This is a genomic window from Novosphingobium sp. TCA1, assembly GCF_009811895.1.
GTDB lineage: Bacteria > Pseudomonadota > Alphaproteobacteria > Sphingomonadales > Sphingomonadaceae > Novosphingobium > Novosphingobium panipatense_A.
The window spans coordinates 196,713-214,377 of sequence record NZ_BLJH01000001.1; the positions used below are offsets into that span (position 1 = coordinate 196,713).

The 17,665-nt window shown below is 65.1% G+C and carries 9 protein-coding genes; 3 read left to right on the forward strand and 6 right to left on the reverse strand.

From position 1 onward, the window contains the following. Positions 1–18: 18 nt before the first annotated feature. The 3 genes from NTCA1_RS01040 to NTCA1_RS01050 form a co-directional block, all read right to left on the reverse strand. A complete protein-coding gene (locus tag NTCA1_RS01040; protein WP_086492064.1) occupies positions 19–321 on the reverse strand; it encodes a hypothetical protein in 303 nt (100 codons plus the stop codon). A gap of 13 nt (positions 322–334) precedes the next feature. Continuing rightward, positions 335–3,235 (reverse strand): pitrilysin family protein, encoded by a 2,901-nt coding sequence (locus tag NTCA1_RS01045; RefSeq protein ID WP_159827408.1) that lies wholly within the window; start codon positions 3,233–3,235, stop codon positions 335–337. Positions 3,236–3,437: 202 nt separating this feature from the next. Further along, a complete protein-coding gene (locus NTCA1_RS01050; RefSeq protein WP_159827411.1) occupies positions 3,438–3,893 on the reverse strand; it encodes a nuclear transport factor 2 family protein in 456 nt (151 codons plus the stop codon). A 308-nt stretch (positions 3,894–4,201) separates the two neighbouring features. Here NTCA1_RS01050 and clpB point away from each other — a divergent pair, with 308 nt between their 5' ends. Further along, positions 4,202–6,781: an ATP-dependent chaperone ClpB gene (gene clpB, locus NTCA1_RS01055; RefSeq protein ID WP_159827414.1), complete on the forward strand. Its 2,580-nt coding sequence runs from the start codon at positions 4,202–4,204 to the stop codon at positions 6,779–6,781. Positions 6,782–6,849: 68 nt separating this feature from the next. On the opposite strand, the gene NTCA1_RS01060 is transcribed toward clpB, so the two are convergent. The 3 genes from NTCA1_RS01060 to NTCA1_RS01070 form a co-directional block, all read right to left on the reverse strand. Then, positions 6,850–7,821, reverse strand: a complete 972-nt coding sequence (locus NTCA1_RS01060; RefSeq protein WP_086492060.1) for a 2OG-Fe(II) oxygenase — start codon at positions 7,819–7,821, stop codon at positions 6,850–6,852. An 85-nt stretch (positions 7,822–7,906) separates the two neighbouring features. Next, complete coding sequence (locus NTCA1_RS01065; protein ID WP_236549026.1) at positions 7,907–11,044, reverse strand: TonB-dependent receptor domain-containing protein; 3,138 nt, start codon at positions 11,042–11,044, stop codon at positions 7,907–7,909. 380 nt (positions 11,045–11,424) lie between these two features. Beyond that, complete coding sequence (locus tag NTCA1_RS01070) at positions 11,425–12,009, reverse strand: hypothetical protein (protein ID WP_159827417.1); 585 nt, start codon at positions 12,007–12,009, stop codon at positions 11,425–11,427. Positions 12,010–12,424: 415 nt separating this feature from the next. On the opposite strand from NTCA1_RS01070, the gene NTCA1_RS01075 reads away from it, so the two are divergent. Further along, positions 12,425–15,472, forward strand: a complete 3,048-nt coding sequence (locus NTCA1_RS01075; RefSeq protein ID WP_236549027.1) for a TonB-dependent receptor domain-containing protein — start codon at positions 12,425–12,427, stop codon at positions 15,470–15,472. 117 nt (positions 15,473–15,589) lie between these two features. Further along, positions 15,590–17,662, forward strand: coding sequence for a tetratricopeptide repeat-containing sulfotransferase family protein (locus NTCA1_RS01080; RefSeq protein WP_159827420.1), 2,073 nt, complete (start codon positions 15,590–15,592; stop codon positions 17,660–17,662). Positions 17,663–17,665: the final 3 nt, after the last annotated feature.

The window sequence follows — 17,665 nt, forward strand, 5'->3', positions numbered from 1 at the left end:
TTTTCGTGCGCTATGCGCTTACGACGTCTTCGTGCCGGTCAGCGTCATCGAGCCGAAGAAGCCCGCCTTGATCGTGCCGGTGAGGGCGGTGCCGTCCACCTCGGCCTTGCAGTCGAGGTCGATGGCCATCGGCGAGGTCATCTTCATCTTCCAGCTGAGCCGGTTGCCGTCGATCCGCCCCTCGCGCAGTTCCATCGTGCCGAGATCGCCGGTGATCTGGCCGGTGAACGTGTCACCTTCGGGCACGATGGTCAGCGTGCCCTTCTGGTGGCCCATCGGGGTCTTGGTCGAACATTCGTAGGTTCCGCCGAGCAGCGACATTCTTCTCTCCTTCTTATTCCTGACCCTGGGGCGCCGCCGGTGCCTGACGCACTTCGACGGGGATGCCCAGGCCCTTGAGTTGCGGTTCCACCACCTTGCGGTCGCCCACGACCACGAACGTGAGGCCCTTCGGCTGGAGGTACTGCGCGGCGGCGCTGCCGATCGCGGCGGCGTCGATGGTGCGATACTTGGCGGCAAGGCCTACGTAGTAGTCCTCAGGGCGGCCGAGGCGATCGTTCTTGCGGATCGCGGCCTGCACGGCGGCGCCCGTTTCGAACTGGTTGGGAAGCTGGCGAATCGCGCCTTCGGTCACGCGCTGGAGTTCCTCGGCGGTCACCGGCTTGCTGGCGGGGAAGGCACCCATGTCGGCGATGATCGCCTTGATCGCCTCACCCGTCTTGTCCGACTGGACAGGGGCCGCCACTTGCAGCGAGCGCGGGCCGACCGGCTGGGCGACGCCGCTGCGCACGCCGTAGCTCCAGCCCTTTTCCTCGCGCAGGTCCTTGTTGAGGCGCGAGAGGAACCCGCCGCCCATCACGTCGTTGGCGAGTTGCAGGGCTTCGGTGTCGGGGGTCTTGCCGGTCATGGGCAGGACGCGGCCGGCCATGATCACCGACTGGGGCGAGTTGGGGCGGTCGATCAGGACGATGCGGCTGGCGCCCGCAGCGGGGAGGGCGGAATCAATCGATTTCACCGGCCTGGGCAAGGCGGGCGCCTGCCACTGGCCGAAGGCGCGCTCCAGCATCGGCTTCAGTTCGGCCATGGTGACGTCGCCCACCACGGTGATCCGCGCGAGGTCAGGGCGCAGCCACTTGGCATGGGCGGCCTTGAGCTGCTCCGGCGTCAGCGCGGCAAGCGAGGCGGCATTGCCGAGGCCGTCGCTGGGCTGGGCATAAGGATGCGCGCCGAAGAGCTCCGCGCCGAGCGAGCGGGCAGCCAGCGCACTGGGAGTGGAGAGCGCCTGCGCCAGTTCAGCTTCCGCCTGAGTCTTGACGCGGGCCACTTCCGCAGGCGCAAAGGCAGGGTCACGCACGATCTGCGCCATGAGATCGAGCGAGGGCGCGAGATTAGCCGAAAGCGCCGAAAGCGTGACGCTGCTGGTATCGAGCGAGCCGTCCACCGAGATCCTGGCGCCGAGACGCTCCTGTGCCTCTGCGATCCCCGTGGCGTCCAGCTTCGAAGTGCCTTGGTCGAGCATGGCCAGCATCAGGCCCTGCGTGCCGGGGGTATCGAGCGCATCGGCGGCGTAGCCCGCATCGAAATCGAGCGAGAGGACCACCTTGGGCACGGCGCTGCGGCGGGCGAGGGCGACCTCGATGCCGTTGGACAGGGTCGCGCGCTCGATGGCCGGGAAAGTCAGCGCGCCGATCTGGCCGAGCGGCGGCATCTCGCGCGCGGGACCGGCGGGGACGGCGGCAACTTTGGTCTTGGGATCGGGGCGCGGCGCCGGTTTCTGGGCCTCGTCACCCCAGCCGCCCATGGCATCGCCGCTTTCCTTGCGCTCTCCCGGCACGACGTCGAGCGCGTAGACCGGGCGGGAGAGCCACTTGTTCATGGCCGCCTTGATCTCGGCAGGCGTCAGCGCGGCCATGCGGGCGAGGTCCTGCTTGTACTTGGCCGGATCGTCCGAATAGACCTGGCCCTCGGCAAGGGTCGCGCCCTTGCCGCTGAAGCCGCCGACGCGCTCAAGCCCCCCGATTTCGCCGGAAAGCGTGCTGACCACGGCGCGGCGCACTTCGTCCTCGGTGGGGCCGTCGCGCAGATAGTCGGTCAGTACCTTGTCGAAGGCAGCGTCGGCCTTGGCGCGGTCCACGCCGGGCTTCACGTCCATCGCCATGTTGAGCAGGCCGAGCTGCTGGAACACTTGCGCCGAGGCGGTCACTGCGACGGCCAGCTGCTGGCCGCGCACCAGCTCGTTGTCGAGCCGCGAACTTGCGAGGCCGCCCAGGATGTGCATGCCGATCTGGAGCGCGGGGGTGTCCGCATCGTTGAGGCCGGGGCCGGTCCAGTTGCGGGTCAGGCGCAGGACCGGCACCTGATCGGCGATCTCGCGCTTCACGGGCGCGGAAAGCGTTACCGGATCGGCGGCCACGGGCTTGATGTCCGGCCCGCGCGGAATGTCACCGAACCACTTTTCCACCTTGGGACGCGCCGTGGCGGCATCGATGTCGCCCGAAAGCACCAGCACGACATTGTTCGGGCCGTAGTGGTCGGTGAACCACTTGCGCACGTCGGTGAGGGTGGCGGCGTCGAGATCGGCCATCGAGCCGATCGTGGAGTGGCGATAGGGATGGCCCACCGGCAGCAGGCCGTCGCTCTGCGCATATTCGAAAAGGCCGTAGGGCTGGTTGTCGCCCTGGCGCTTTTCGTTCTGGACGACGCCCCGCTGCTTGTCGAGCTTGTCCTGCGTCACCGCGGGCAGCAGGTGGCCCATGCGGTCGCTCTCCATGAACAGCGCCACGTCGAGCGCACCGGTGGGCACGGTCTCGACATAGTTGGTGCGGTCGTACCATGTGGAGCCGTTGGTGGGGGTGGAGCCCGCGGCTTCCAGCGGAATGTCGAAGTCCGGCACATTGGCCGAGCCGCCGAAGAACAAGTGCTCGTATAGATGCGCAAAGCCGGTCTTGCCGCGCGGCTCGTTCTTGGAGCCGACCTTGTAGTAGGCGGTGACGCCGACGATCGGCGCCTTGCGGTCGGTATGGACGATCGTGGTGAGGCCGTTGGCCAGCACGAACTTTTCGTAGGGAATGTCCACCTTGGCGACGAGTTCGGCGGGTGAGGCAGGGGCCGGAGCGTCCTTTCCGGCAGGCGCGGCGGGCGCCGAGGCGACCGGCGCCGTCGGGGCGGCGGCGCAGGCGGAAACGAGCAGGGCGGCGGCGAGCGCGATGGCGCTGGAACGGGAAGCAAGTCGCATGACGCAAGGTCTAGCACGTTGTTTGGCAAGGACCAGCGGCAAACGGGGAGGCTTTGGCGCAACGTCGTCCCGGACTTGATCCGGGACCGCTGGCAATTCTTTAGGCACCACGGATGAGGCAGGGCGCATGAGGCGGCGCCTTGCCGGGAGTTGGGTTCGGCAAGGCCAGCGGTCCCGGATCACGTCCGGGACGACGGGTTCTCTAGCCCCGCTTGAAGATCTGCCCCGAATCGAAGCGCGAGATGCGCCATTCGCCATCGGTATCGCGGCGGCATTCCATCGTCACATCGGCCACGGCGAGCGGATCGCAGTATGTGTCGAAAGGTCCGTCGCCCAGCGCGGCGAAGAATACCAGCAGATAGCCCACTTTCGCGTGATCGGCATCTCCGAAGGAAACCCGCAGCGAGGTAATGATGTGGCGCATCGTCATCAAACCGGCGCCCGCCCGCATCGCTTCGGCGCGCCCGTCGTAGAACTCTTCCACGGCAGCCAGTCCTTCGCGCCAGGCGCCGCCGACATTGTAGGCGACGTCCTCGGCCAGCACGTCTGCCTTGCGCATCTCCAGGCCGTTGTGAATGTCCAGCTCGTCGCCCCATTCGTAGACGACCTGCTTGATCGCAAGCACGTCCGCGGCCTGCTGGGGAGTGAATTTCGCCACTTTTCCTGCCTCTTCCCGTTGTCCTGGTTTCTGGAACGAAGGCTAGGAACTCGTCCGCGAGAGGCCAAGCGCCTTGGGCCATGGATGCCGCGATAAACGCCCCGGCGACGTTTGCATGAAAAACGCCGCGAGCCTCGGGGTAATCAGGGGGGTGGCAATTGGCGGCGGCGCACCCATCTTTGTCGCGGGCCGCCTGCCGGCTCTTGTGATTCAACGTTTTTTCATCGCATCGCGCAGAAATACGACGGCATGTCTTGTGTTGCATAAATGCAACACTATATGGTCGAGATCAGGAGGCAATTCATACCATGAATCTCGAAAAGTTCACCGACCGGGCCAAGGGTTTCCTTCAGGCGGCGCAGACCGTTGCGATCCGCATGAACCACCAGCGCATCAGCCCCGACCATATCCTCAAGGCCCTGCTTGAAGACAGCGAGGGCATGGCCTCGGGACTCATCCAGCGCGCGGGTGGCAATCCGGGCTTCGCGGTCCAGGAAGTCGACAAGGCGCTCGCCAAGGTGCCCACCGTTTCGGGCAGCGGCGCACAGGGCGCTCCCGGGCTCGACAATGATGCCGTGCGCGTGCTCGACCAGGCCGAGCAGCTGGCGACCAAGTCGGGCGACAGCTTCGTCACCGTGGAGCGCATGCTGCTGGCACTGGCGCTGGCGACTACCACCTCGGCCGGACAGGCGCTCAAGGCTGCCAATCTCACGCCGCAAGGGCTGGAAGCGGCGATCAGCGAACTGCGCGGCGGCCGTAATGCCGACAGTGCCTCGGCCGAGAACGCTTATGACGCGATGAAGAAATACGCGCGCGACCTGACGCAGGCGGCGAAGGACGGCAAGCTCGATCCGGTCATCGGCCGCGACGAGGAAATTCGCCGCACCGTGCAGATTCTGGCGCGCCGCACCAAGAACAACCCCGTGCTCATCGGCGACCCCGGCGTCGGCAAGACCGCCATCGCCGAAGGCCTGGCGCTGCGCATCGCCAACGGCGACGTGCCCGACAGCCTCAAGGACCGCCAGCTCATGGCGCTCGACATGGGCGCGCTGATCGCGGGCGCCAAGTATCGCGGCGAATTTGAGGAACGCCTGAAAGCCGTGCTCGACGAAGTGAAGGGCGCGGATGGGCAGATCATCCTGTTCATCGACGAGATGCACACGCTGATCGGCGCGGGCGCTTCCGAAGGCTCGATGGATGCGGGCAACCTGCTCAAGCCCGCCCTCGCGCGCGGCGAACTGCACTGCATCGGCGCGACCACGCTGGACGAGTACCAGAAGTATGTCGAGAAGGACGCCGCGCTCCAGCGCCGTTTCCAGCCCGTCTTCGTGGGCGAGCCGACCGTGGAGGACACGATCTCGATCCTGCGCGGGCTCAAGGAGAAATACGAGCTACACCACGGCGTGCGGATCACCGACGGCGCCATCGTGGCGGCGGCGACGCTCTCCAACCGCTACATCACCAACCGCTTCCTGCCGGACAAGGCGATCGACCTCATGGACGAGGCCGCCAGCCGCATCCGCATGGAAGTGGAAAGCAAGCCCGAGGAAATCGAGAAGCTCGATCGCCGGATCATCCAGCTTAAGATCGAGGAAATGGCCCTCGCCAAAGAAACCGACGAGGCTTCCCGGGATCGGCTGGTCGCTCTGCGCGAGGAACTGGCCAATCTCGAACAGCAGTCAAGCGAGCTGACCACCCGCTGGCAGAACGAGCGCGACAAGATCGCCGCCGAAGGCAAGATCAAGGAGCAACTCGAAGCGGCCCGCGTGGAGCTGGAGCAGGCACAGCGCGGCGGCGATCTCGCCAAGGCGGGTGAACTGTCCTACGGCACGATCCCCTCGCTGGAGCGCAAGCTGGCCGAGGCGCAGGCCCAGGCGGGCAACGCCTTGCTGCGCGAGGAAGTGACGGAGGACGACATCGCCGGTGTCGTCAGCCGTTGGACCGGCGTGCCGGTGGACAAGATGCTGGAAGGCGAGCGCGAGAAGCTCCTCAAGATGGAGGAAGTGATCGGCGCGCGCGTGATCGGACAGAAGGACGCGGTTTCCGCCGTGTCCAAGGCGGTGCGGCGTGCCCGTGCGGGCCTTCAGGATCCGAACCGGCCCTTGGGTTCGTTCCTGTTCCTCGGCCCCACGGGCGTCGGCAAGACCGAACTGACCAAGGCGCTGGCCGGCTTCCTGTTCGACGACGACAGCGCGATGGTGCGCATCGACATGTCGGAGTTCATGGAGAAGCACGCGGTCTCCCGCCTGATCGGCGCGCCTCCGGGCTATGTCGGCTACGACGAGGGCGGCGTGCTGACCGAAGCCGTGCGGCGCAGGCCCTATCAGGTCGTCCTTTTCGACGAAGTCGAGAAGGCGCACCCGGACGTGTTCAACGTGCTGCTGCAAGTGCTCGACGACGGGCGCCTTACCGACGGGCAGGGCAGGGTGGTGGACTTCACCAACACTCTCATCATCCTGACCAGCAACCTCGGCAGCCAGTACCTGACGCAGCTGGACGAAGGGCAGGACGTCGACACGGTCGAGCCGCAAGTGATGGAAGTGGTGCGCGGGCATTTCCGGCCCGAGTTCCTCAACCGTCTCGACGAGATCGTGTTGTTCCATCGGCTCGGCCAGGAGCACATGGGCCCGATCGTCGATATCCAGGTGGCGCGGGTGCAGAAGCTGCTCAAGGACCGCAAGATCGTGCTGGACCTTACCGACGCCGCCAAGCGCTGGCTGGGCCGGGTGGGCTACGACCCGGTCTACGGCGCGCGGCCTCTGAAGCGCGCGGTGCAGCGCTATCTGCAGGACCCGCTGGCCGAAAAGCTGCTGGCCGGCGAAGTGCCGGATGGCTCGCACGTCCACATCGACGACGGCGACGGCGCGCTGGCTTTCACGGTGTCGTGACTTCGCTGCCTCGATAGACAGGAAAGGGCCTCGGTCATGCCGGGGCCCTTTTCATATCCGGGCGGTGGTCAGGCGGGATTCCAGACGTCGAAGGGCTGCGCCCTGATCCAGCGCGTCGCCGCCCACTTGGCGCCCTGCCGGACGGGAGCACCGGCATGGCGGCTGCGGGGGTCGGGAGAGCCGTCGGGCAGGGTATTGTCGAAGGCGGCCATGTCGCCGCCGCCGCCCGCCACGGAGAGGTTCTGCTGCGGGAAGCGCGTCTCGCCGCCGAGATAGCCGGTGTTGAGGTAGATCAGCGCGGTCACGGTGCGCTGGTTCGATACATGGGGCAGCGTGTCCATGTGCTCGCGGTACTCCTGCCCCGGGGCGTAGTGCAGCACATTGAGCGGCTCGCCCTGTTCCACCCGCGTACCGGTCGCGGCGGCAAGGCGGCGCATCAGGGCCTGAAGCGGCAGGGTTTCGCGGGTCGGTCCGACCACCGCCGCCGAAGAGGTGCGGATCGGGTGCGGGATCGCGCGCCCGGTGCGCGGATCGGCGACGATCGAGGGCGCCAGCAGATCGCGCACCGACATCGCGAGATGGGCGCACTCTTCGGGCGTCAGGAACTGGCGCCAGCGCCTGACCTGATAGCCGCTGCCGAGACGCTCGGGTTCCGGCAGGGAAACGGGATAGCCCTCGGCATCGATATCCATGCGCGACAATAGCGCGAGATCGTCCGCCGCCGCGCCGCCATGGTGTTCGGCCGCCTCGCGCAAGATCGTCATGGCGCCGCTCCAGTCCTGCGGCGCGCCGGTGCCATTGGCCGTGAGCGCGGCCTCCATCAGCGCGGCGTCCTGGCTTCCCGCGACCGTCGCGGCGCGCAGCAGGCGGCGTGCTTCCGGCAAGTCGCGCGGGAGCGGGCTGCCGATCAGCCGCCAACGGGCCAGCATGGCAAGGCATTCCCCATCGCCGCCCGCGGCAGCGTCCTGGGCAATGGCGACGGCATCCTGCTGCCGCCCGCTGTCGAGCGCAGCCTGGGCGCGTTCACTGGCTTGGGTCATGGCGTGTCTCTTGGCCGCTCCGAAGTGCAAAGAAAAGGGGCGGCGGAATAATCCGCCGCCCCCAGAGAAGTCATGATCGCAAGGATCAGAACTTGGCAGTGATGCCGGTGTAGAAGTAACGGCCCATGTTCGGGTAGACGCCCGAGCCATCGCCGATACCGGTCAGACCGTACGGAGGCATCTTGTTGAAGACGTTGTCGACGCCAAGATAGAACGTGTACTTGTCGTCGATGTCGTACGACGCACGGATGTCGTGGTAGAATACATCCGGGTACTTCTTGATCGGCGCATAGTCTTCGTTCTGCGGCGGTACGCCGTTGACCGAATTGTAGTCCTCATACTCGTTGAGGTACATGCCGCCAAGCCAGCGCATCTGGTAGCCCAGCTTGAAGGCGCCGGTCTGGAACGAGGCGTTCATGGTGATTGCGTCCGAAGGATAGTTCAGCTCGTCGAGCAGAGTATCCTTGTAGGACGGGTTGGTCGGATCCATGAACTGGTCGTTCTGGAAGTAGTGCGTCCAGTAGGCGGTCAGCGACAGGCGGCCGAAGTCGAACGCATGATCGTAGTTGATCTGGGTGTCGAGACCGCGAACCTTGAGCTTCGCGTAGTTGAGCGAGCTCGCCAGCAGCGAACCTTCAAGGATCTGGTACGGCTGCTCACCGCGCGGTCCACCGCTCGCACCAGCACGCTGGAACGATCCGCAGAACACGTTGTCGAGGCTGGGCGAGTCGTAGCACTGGTCGGCAATGGTCTGCGCATCGACCGAGGCGATGACGTTGTTGACCTTGATGTTCCAGTAGTCGACCGAGATCGACAGGCCCGGGACCCAGCGCGGCTGGATCAGGGTGCCGACGGTGAAGGAGTCCGAAGTCTCTTCACGCAGGTCGGGGTTGCCACCGCTGACGATCTCCAGCGACGACGAGTAGTTGTAGTCGTAGCTGGTCGGGATACCGGCTGCCGCGCAGTTGGCCGCGCGATAGGTGGTTCCGTCGTTGATGTTGCGGGCCGAGCACGGGTCGGTGAACTGCGGAGCGAAGTTCTGGCCGGCTGCCGAGTAAAGCTCGGTCAGGTTCGGTGCGCGAACCGAACGCGAGTACGTGCCGCGGAAGGTGACGTCCTGAACGGGGCTCCACACCAGTTCGCCGCCGTATGCATAGACCGTGCCGGCGGAACCCTTGTAGTCCGAGATGCGGCCGTTGCCACGCAGGCTCAGGTTCTCGAAGAAGGGCTTGTCCTTGAGGATCGGGAACAGGACTTCGCCGTAGACTTCCTTCACTTCGAACGCGGGCGCCGTGAACGACGGGATCGCATTGTAGAAGGCGTAGCCTGCCTGGGTCAGGTCGTCGAGGTCGTAACGAACCGTTTCACGGCGATATTCGCCGCCGACCGAGAAGGCCACAGGGCCGCCGGGCAGTTCGAACCACTGGCTCGAGTCACCCGAAACGTAACCCAGGATGTCCCACTGGGTCATCTTGCCGGTCGCGAGGCTGTTGGTGAGGATATAGTCCTTCGCAGCCTGCGAAGCCGAACCCTGGCCGAACGGATTGAGCGGAACGCAAGCCGCGACGTCGCCTGCGAGGAGCGGATCGTTGTCGCTGACGTAGGAAATCGCTGCGGAAGGATCGATCTGCGAGCGGCAGACGATGTTCCCGTTCGCATCCGTGGTGGAGTCAAGAGCCAGCAGGTAGCGCTGGACGTTGACGTTGCCACGGATCAGGTTGCGTTCCTTGTGCTGGCCATAGTTGACCGAAAGTTCGTACTTCCAGTCATCGTTGAAATCGCCCTTGAGGCCGCCGACGATGCGGAAGGTCTCGCGCTTGATCTCTTCGTCGCGCACGCCGAAATCGACCCAGTTGCGGCGAAGATTGAACTGGAACGAACCGTCGGCGATCGCGGCACGCTGTGCTGCGAGGCCATCGGCGTCCAGTGCGCCACCGCTGTTGATGTTCACCGTCGAAGCGTTGAAGGCGTTGGTCAGCGTCTGGCGAGCGTCGTTGCTCAGGTAGGGGTTGTCGAGGCGAACGCGCTCGCGCGGGTCACCCGTGGTACCACCCTGAGAGAAGAACGGACCGCTCTGCGAGCCGCGCGCGTCGGTGCGGCTGTACTTCGCTTCGAAGAACGGCACGAGAGCTGGCGTGATCTCGTAGTGGCCGGTCAGGTTGACGGTGTAGCGCTTCAGGTCCGGCGAAAGGGCCATGAGGCGACCTTCGCGGTTGTTGTTGCCATTGCCGCCGAGGAAGCTGCCGTTCGGGCCGATGCCGATGCGCTCGCCGGTCTGCGAGACGAGCGAGCCGTCGGGCTGGAACAGATAGTTGCAGGTGAAGGCGCGGCCGTTGCCGCCGGTGCCGCAGTTGCCGGCGCCGTAAGCGGCGACCATGCCGCCGAGCGAGATCGTGGCCGAGCGGATGTCGTTGTAGAAGGTACGATCGGGAATGCCGTTCGAGCCGTTCACGACGTCGCCGGTGGCATCGGTATCCGTCTGGACCCAGCCGCGGTTGTTGCGAAGGCCGGGACGACCCGAGGCGTAGAAGTCATCCGAGTGGGAATATTCGGCGGCCAGGGTGATGTTGCCGCGGCCTTCGGAGAAGTTCTTGCCGACGACGACCGACGCGAACTGCTTGCCGGCATCCTTGTAGTTCGAGATGCCGTTCTGGGCGCGGAAGCTGATGCCGTCGTAGTCTTCCTTGAGGATGAAGTTCACGACACCGGCGATGGCGTCGGAACCGTAGACTGCCGAAGCGCCGCCGGTCATCACGTCCACGCGCTCGATCAGGTCGGCCGGAATGGTGTTGACGTCAACCGAGACGGCATTGACCAGAACGTCGCTGCCGACGTGGCGGCGGCCGTTGACCAGAACCAGCGTGCGCGAGGTGCCCAGGCCGCGAAGGTCGAGCAGGTTGAGGCCGCGGGTGCCGAGGTAGGCGGTGGAGTTCGCCTGGCTGAAGCTGCTGCGAAGCTGCGGGAGTTCGTTCAGCTGGTCGCCGACCGAAAGGTTACCGCTGCTGAACACCTGTTCGCCGGTCAGGATGGCGACGGGGTTGGCCGATTCGAGGTTCGGCGTGGAGATACGCGAGCCGGTGACGACGATCGCGGGGGCGCTGTCGGCCTCTTCGGTCGCGGCAGGCGCCTGCTCCTGCGCGTAAGCGCTCGTGGCGAATGCCAGAGCGAATACGGGCAGGCTGGCAGCGCTACGCAGCGCAGCCTTCTTCAGAGAGTTTTGCACGTTTATGTGTCCCTTGTTGCTTTCGTGCGCACGGCTGGAAGCGTGACCAGACCTGCCGTACACCCGGATGCGGCAATCTTTGTGCGCGAAGGCACGCGAAAGCCATGGAGGGATTTCTTGCGCCGAGGGCGCCGGCTTTCAATCGCAAACACCCCTAAGGGATGAATTGCGGAGCGCATTGTGGCGAAGATGCAACAGCGGAACTACGCATTTTCAACGGTATTCCGACATGTCCATGTGGATAGTTGTGATCAGATTGTCACAAAGCAATAATGTATAGGCGTATGGTTTTTGGAATATGTCGTATGCGGCGCTAATAATGGCATTTTCGGTGCATCGCCAAAAATGTCCTGCCTTCGGGGTTTCAGGCAGGGTTCAGGTCATTTCACCCGGCGCATCTTGATCGGCCGTTGACCTCTGACGGAAACGGTGAAGGTGCCCAGGATCCCACGCGAGATCGTGGCGTCGTTGCCGACCTTGGGGGACAGCACGAAGTCGCGGGTGTCGTTCTGTTCCCAGGTGCTGCCGTCCGCGAAATCGAGCAGCCAGCCGGAACCGCTCCTGCTCACGCCGCTGACCTTGGTGGTGATTTCCTTGAGTTCTGTTGCCGCCTCGTCATTGCCGCCGAAGCCCATCAGCTTTGCCACGGGTGTGGCGAATCCGAACAGTCCGCGCTGGGCTGTCTCGACCGCCTTCTTGTCGGCGATCACGATCTCCCGCTTGGTGGCCGCCTGTTCCAGAGCGGCGACCTGCTGGTCGTAGCACGCGAGGCGCGCGGCGGAATCCTGCACGTTCCGACAGGCTACGACCTGGCGAAAGGCAGCAGGCGGCTCCTGCTTCGCATCATCCTTGTCGGCGGCGAAGGCCAGGGGAGGAAGGGCAGTCTGGGAGAAAAGCAGTAATAGCGTCGCTGCCGACAGGTGTGCCTTGCTCAATGCCTTTTCCCCTGTTTTGCCGGCCGACATGCCCGGCCGAGAATGTTTCGGTTTCGTAGCAAGCCGCTCCGGGTTGCTGCAAGGGCTCTTGCCGAGGTCCTGGTGCAACAGGACACGGACTGTGCTCTTGCAGCATTGCGTCACCGAGGCTGGGCTTGCCTGAAATGATGTTGCGGCAATATCACGTCATGCAACAGAAATTTACTCCACAGGCCAACTTGGATTTGCGCCTCGACCGGCCCGGATAATGCAGCTTTGTTGCGGATTTGTCACAAGCGTTAGCGAATGTTGCGGGGCAACCTTCAAAGCCCTTTGAGCAAGTCCTTCTTTGCGTAATGAAAGCGCATCTTCCGTCTCGCGAAATATCCTTACAGGGGAAGGTTGCGGGCCGGAGTATCCAAGGCGCCAGAGGACACACTGGCGTCTTAGAAAAAGGGACACACCAGTGAACAAGCAAACTCTCACCGCGTTGAAGGCAGGTGCGGCACCTCTGGTGCTCGGCTTCGCCATGCTCAGCAGCGGCGCGTACGCACAGGACGCGGGCGCTGACGACAGCTCGACCGGCGAAGCCATCGTGGTTACCGGTAGCCGCATCGTCGCGCCGAACCAGGCTTCGATCGCACCGATCACCACCGTAACGTCGCAGGACATCCAGCTGCAGGGCACCACCCGCACGGAAGACCTGCTGAACTCGCTGCCGCAGGTCGTCGCCGGCCAGAGCTCGGGCCTCGCCAACGGCGCCACCGGCACCGCCACGGTCGACCTTCGCGGCCTCGGGCCGTCGCGCACCCTCGTGCTGATCAACGGCCGCCGCCTGATGACGGGCGACCCGAACAGCACCTCGTCCGCGGCTGACCTTAACTTCATCCCGGCCGCGCTCGTGAAGCGCGTCGACGTTCTGACTGGTGGTGCTTCGGCAACCTACGGCGCGGACGCCGTGGCCGGCGTCGTCAACTTCGTCATGGACAACGAGTTCGAAGGCTTCAAGATCGACGCCAACTACGGACTCTACACCCATAAGAACGACAACAGCTTCATCGACGACCTGCTCGATACCCGTGCAGGCGATCCGGCTTACCGCTATCCGCGCGGCAGCGGCGCCGATGGCGGCCAGTACGACCTCACGGCCGCTTTCGGCACCAGCTTCGACGACGGCCGTGGCCACGCCACTGCCTATGTCGGCTATCGCCGTGCCAGCCCGGTTCTTCAGCGCAAGCGCGACTATTCGTCGTGCTCGATCGGCGTGAACGCACGTGGCACCTTCAGCTGCGGCGGTTCGGCCACGGCTGCGCCGGGCAACGTCCTGTACTACGATCCCGAAAACACCAGCTCGTCGACGATCGGCGCTCTGGGTGCCGGCACGATCACGCAGGGCGGCCAGAACATCTACAACTTCGCCCCGCTGAACTACTATCAGCGCCCGGACGAGCGTTACACGGCCGGCGTCTTCGCCGACTATGAAATCAACAAGGCCATCCATCCGTACATGGAATTCATGTTCATGGATGACCGCACCGTCGCGCAGATCGCGCCCTCGGGTGCCTTCGGCAACACGCTGACGATCAACTGCGACAACCCGCTGATGTCGGCTGCCCAGCGCGCCGAACTCTGCCAGGCGAGCAACCTGATCAACGGTTACCTCGGGAACTTCCCGCTGGCAGCCGGCGCCAACTACAACACCAACCCCGGTGCGGCGCCGCTGACCTTCACCGACCCAACCACCGGCCAGACCTACAACCGGGCGTTCATGCAGCTCCTGCGTCGTAACGTCGAAGGCGGTGCTCGCCAGAGCGATCTCCAGCACACCGCGTTCCGCACCGTCATCGGTTCGCGCGGCGAGCTGGGCAACGCCTGGTCCTACGATGCCTACTACCAGTATGGCCGTACCAACTACACGCAGGTCTACTCGAACGAGTTCTCGGCTGCCCGTCTCGCCAACGCGCTTGACGTCGTCCAGACCGCCAACGGCCCGGCTTGCCGCGTCACCGTTACCGGTCAGGATCCGAACTGCTCGCCCTACGACGTGTTCAGCGGCAACATCTCACAGGCTTCGCTCGACTACCTGACCGCCACCGGCTTCATGAAGGGCCAGACCTCGCAGCAGGTCGCCAGCGCCAGCTTCACCGGCATGCTCGGCGAATACGGCATCAAGTCGCCCTGGGCTTCGGACGGTGTCAACGTCGCTCTCGGCGTCGAATACCGCCGCGACTCGCTGGAACTGAAGGCCGACAACGCCTTCAACACCGGCGATCTCACCGGTCAGGGCGCGCCCACGGTCGATACCTCGGGCAGCTACAAGGTCACCGAGTTCTTCGGCGAAATCGATATCCCGGTCATCCAGGACAGCTTCATCCAGAGCCTGTCCTTCAATGGCGGCTATCGTTACTCGCACTACAGCATCTCGAACGGCCGTACCTTCAACACCAGCACCTACAAGCTGGGTGTCGATCTTGCCCCGGTTTCGGACATCCGTCTGCGCGCCGGCTACAACCGCGCGGTTCGCGTGCCGAACATCCAGGAGCTGTTCGCACCGCAGATCGTCGCGCTTGACGGCACGACCGACCCCTGCGCGGGCCAGACCACCATCTCGCCGGCTTGCGCCGCACAGGGCCTGACCGGTGGTACCTCGCTCAACCCGGCCGGCCAGTACAACGGCCTGATCGGCGGCAACCCCGACCTGAACCCGGAAAAGTCGACCACCAAGACCCTTGGCGTCGTGCTTCAGCCGCGCTTCATCCCTGGCCTGACCGCCAGCGTCGACTGGTTCGACATCAAGGTGAAGCAGGCCATCCAGCAGTACGGCGCGGACGCGATCCTCGCGGCTTGCGGCTCGGGCAACACCGATGCCTGCGACCTCGTGAACCGCGATCCCTCGGGCTCGCTGTGGCTGACCTCGGGCGGCTACGTCGAAGACATCTACCACAACGTGGGCGGTGTTAAGACGCGCGGCTTCGAGTTCAACGGCAACTACTCGACCGAGATCGGCAATGCCGGCCGCGTGTCGCTCAGCCTCGTCGGTACCTGGCTGAACAACTACATCGTCGATAACGGCCTGACCGAAGCCTACAACTGCGCCGGTTACTACGGCCCGACTTGCGGCACCCCGCTGCCCAAGTGGCGCCACAAGGCCCGCGTGACCTACACCATGTCGAACGGCGTCGGCCTTTCGCTGCAGTGGCGTCACCTGTCCTCGGCAACGGTTGAGTTCTCGAACCCGTCCTCGACGCTGATCACCAACGCTTCGGGTGCCCTGCGCAACCAGAACTCGCTGGACGACAAGCTGAAGGCGATGGACTACTTCGACCTGACGCTGACTGCCGACCTCGGCAAGAACCTGACGTGGCGCCTGGGCGCGACCAACCTGCTGGACAAGGATCCGCCGCTGGTCACCTCGAACGCCTGCGCCAGCGTGGTCTGCAACGGCAACGCCTATCCGGGTACGTACGACGTTCTGGGTCGCTACGTGTTCACGGGCATCACCATGAACTTCTAATCGTTCCCACGAACGTTTAGTCTCTGGCGGCGGTCTTCCCTGGGAGGGCCGCCGCCTTTGTATCCGGCGTCCTCATCCGGCGCCTTCATGTCGCCACGAATCTCGGACTTTCGCAGCATGACCACAACCGCCACCCCCCCGGTCGAATTCGGCCCTTCGGAAGAACTTCGCCGCATCGCCGGACTGGCGCGCATGGGCAGGCTCGACGAAGCGGCAGTGGCCGTGGCGACGGCTTCGGCGGCGAATCCAGGCGATCCGGCCCTGGCGGCTCTCGGCGGCGCGGTGGAGTTTCATCGCGGCCAGTTCGAGCGCGCGGCGACTTATCTGGAACGCGCCCGATCCTTGCGCCCGCAGGATCTGGTCGTGCGGACCAACCTGGCAGAATCCTATTTCCGCACCGGCCGCGGCGAAGAGGCGAGGGTGCTTTGCGACGAGGCTTCGGCACTGGCGGAGCCGAGCCTGCGGCTTGCCCGGCTCGGCGCTCATCTCGCGCAGGAAGCGCAGGATCTCGCGCTGGCGGTCACGCTCTATCGTCACGTCCTGGCGCGCCAGCCGGACGACTGGTCGGTGCTCAACAATCTCGGCAATATCCTGTCCGAACAGGGCAAGCACGGGGAAGCCATCGCACTGCTGAAGCGGGCGATGAAGCTCGCGCCCGATTCCCCGCCGATCCGCATCAACCTGGGCTCGGCATTCCTGAGGGACGGGAACGCGGAAGAGGGCGAGCGGGTCCTGCAGGACGCCGCGCGGGACTTCCCGCAGGACCATGTGCCGATGCTGACCCTGGCCGCCTTCTACCGTGACAACGGCATGGACGACCGCCAGTACGAGGCGATTGCCGAGGCTGCGCGACGCGCACCCGGAAATGCCGGTCTGCAGTCCGACTACGGCCAGGAGGCGGCCCGCCGGAACGATTATGCGGTTGCCGAAAGCCGGTTCGAGGCCGCGCTGGCCATCGAGCCCGCGCTCGGCCCTTCCTTCGTCGGTCTCGCCGCCGTCTATGAGCGCAGCAACCGCGAGGCCGAACTGGAGCCTCTGCGCGCGCGGGCGATCGCGAGCGGCACGGATGCCGCTTCGCTCGCCTATATCGATGCCCTGCGTTTCAAGCGCGGGGAAGATTTCGAACAGGCCTTCGCGGCGCTGGAGCAGGCGGGCGAGGTCGTCATGGCCAACCGCCGCCACCAGCTGCGCGGCATCATGCTCGACCGCATGGGCCGCTATGACCACGCCTTCGCCGAATTCGCGGCGATGAACGCGTGCCACCTGGAAGAGCCGTCGCGTCCCGGCGAGCGGGCGGAGCGCTTCCGCGCTGAACTCGCCCGCGACAAGGCGCTGGTGACGCCGCAATGGCTAGACGGCTGGACGGAAGCGCCTGTCGCCGAGCGGCCCGCGCCCGTGATCCTGCTGGGCTTTCCCCGCTCGGGCACGACCCTGCTCGATACCATGCTGATGACCGCGCCCAATACGCTGGTGCTGGAGGAAGAACCGTTCTTCGGCGCGATCGAGGCGGAGCTGGGCGGCATCGATGCCCTGGCCGGGCTGGACGAAGCGGCTCTTGTCGCGGCGCGCGCAAGCTATTTCGAACGCGTCGCGGCCCATGGCACGCTCGACGCGGATACCGTGGTGATCGACAAGCATCCTCTGCATCTCAACAAGGTGCCGGTGATCCGCCGCCTGTTCCCCGATGCGAAGTTCGTGCTGGCACTGCGCCATCCCTGCGATGTGATCCTGAGCTGCTTCATCACCAATTTCCGCCCGAACAATGCGATGAGCAATTTCCTCGATCTGGAAACGGCGGCACAGTTCTACGACCTGACGTTCTCCTACTGGGAGCAGGCGCGGGCGCTGTTCGACCTGCCGGTGCGAACGGTGGTCTACGAAAGGCTGGTCGCGGATCAGGCGCGGGAGCTGGCGCCCCTGTTCGAATGGCTGGACTTGCCGTGGAACGGTGCCGCGTTCGATCACCGTGCGGCGGCCCGCACGCGCGGCGTCGTGCGCACAGCCAGCTACGCGCAAGTGACCGAGGCGGTCTATACCCGTGCCGCAGGGCGCTGGCGCCGATACGAGAAGCATCTCGAACCGGTGCTGGAAATCCTGCGACCCTGGGCCGAACGCTTCGGCTATTCGCTCGATGACGACAGGATGCCGGCCTGGGGTGGACCGCCCGGCATCGCAATCGATCCAGCCTGAATG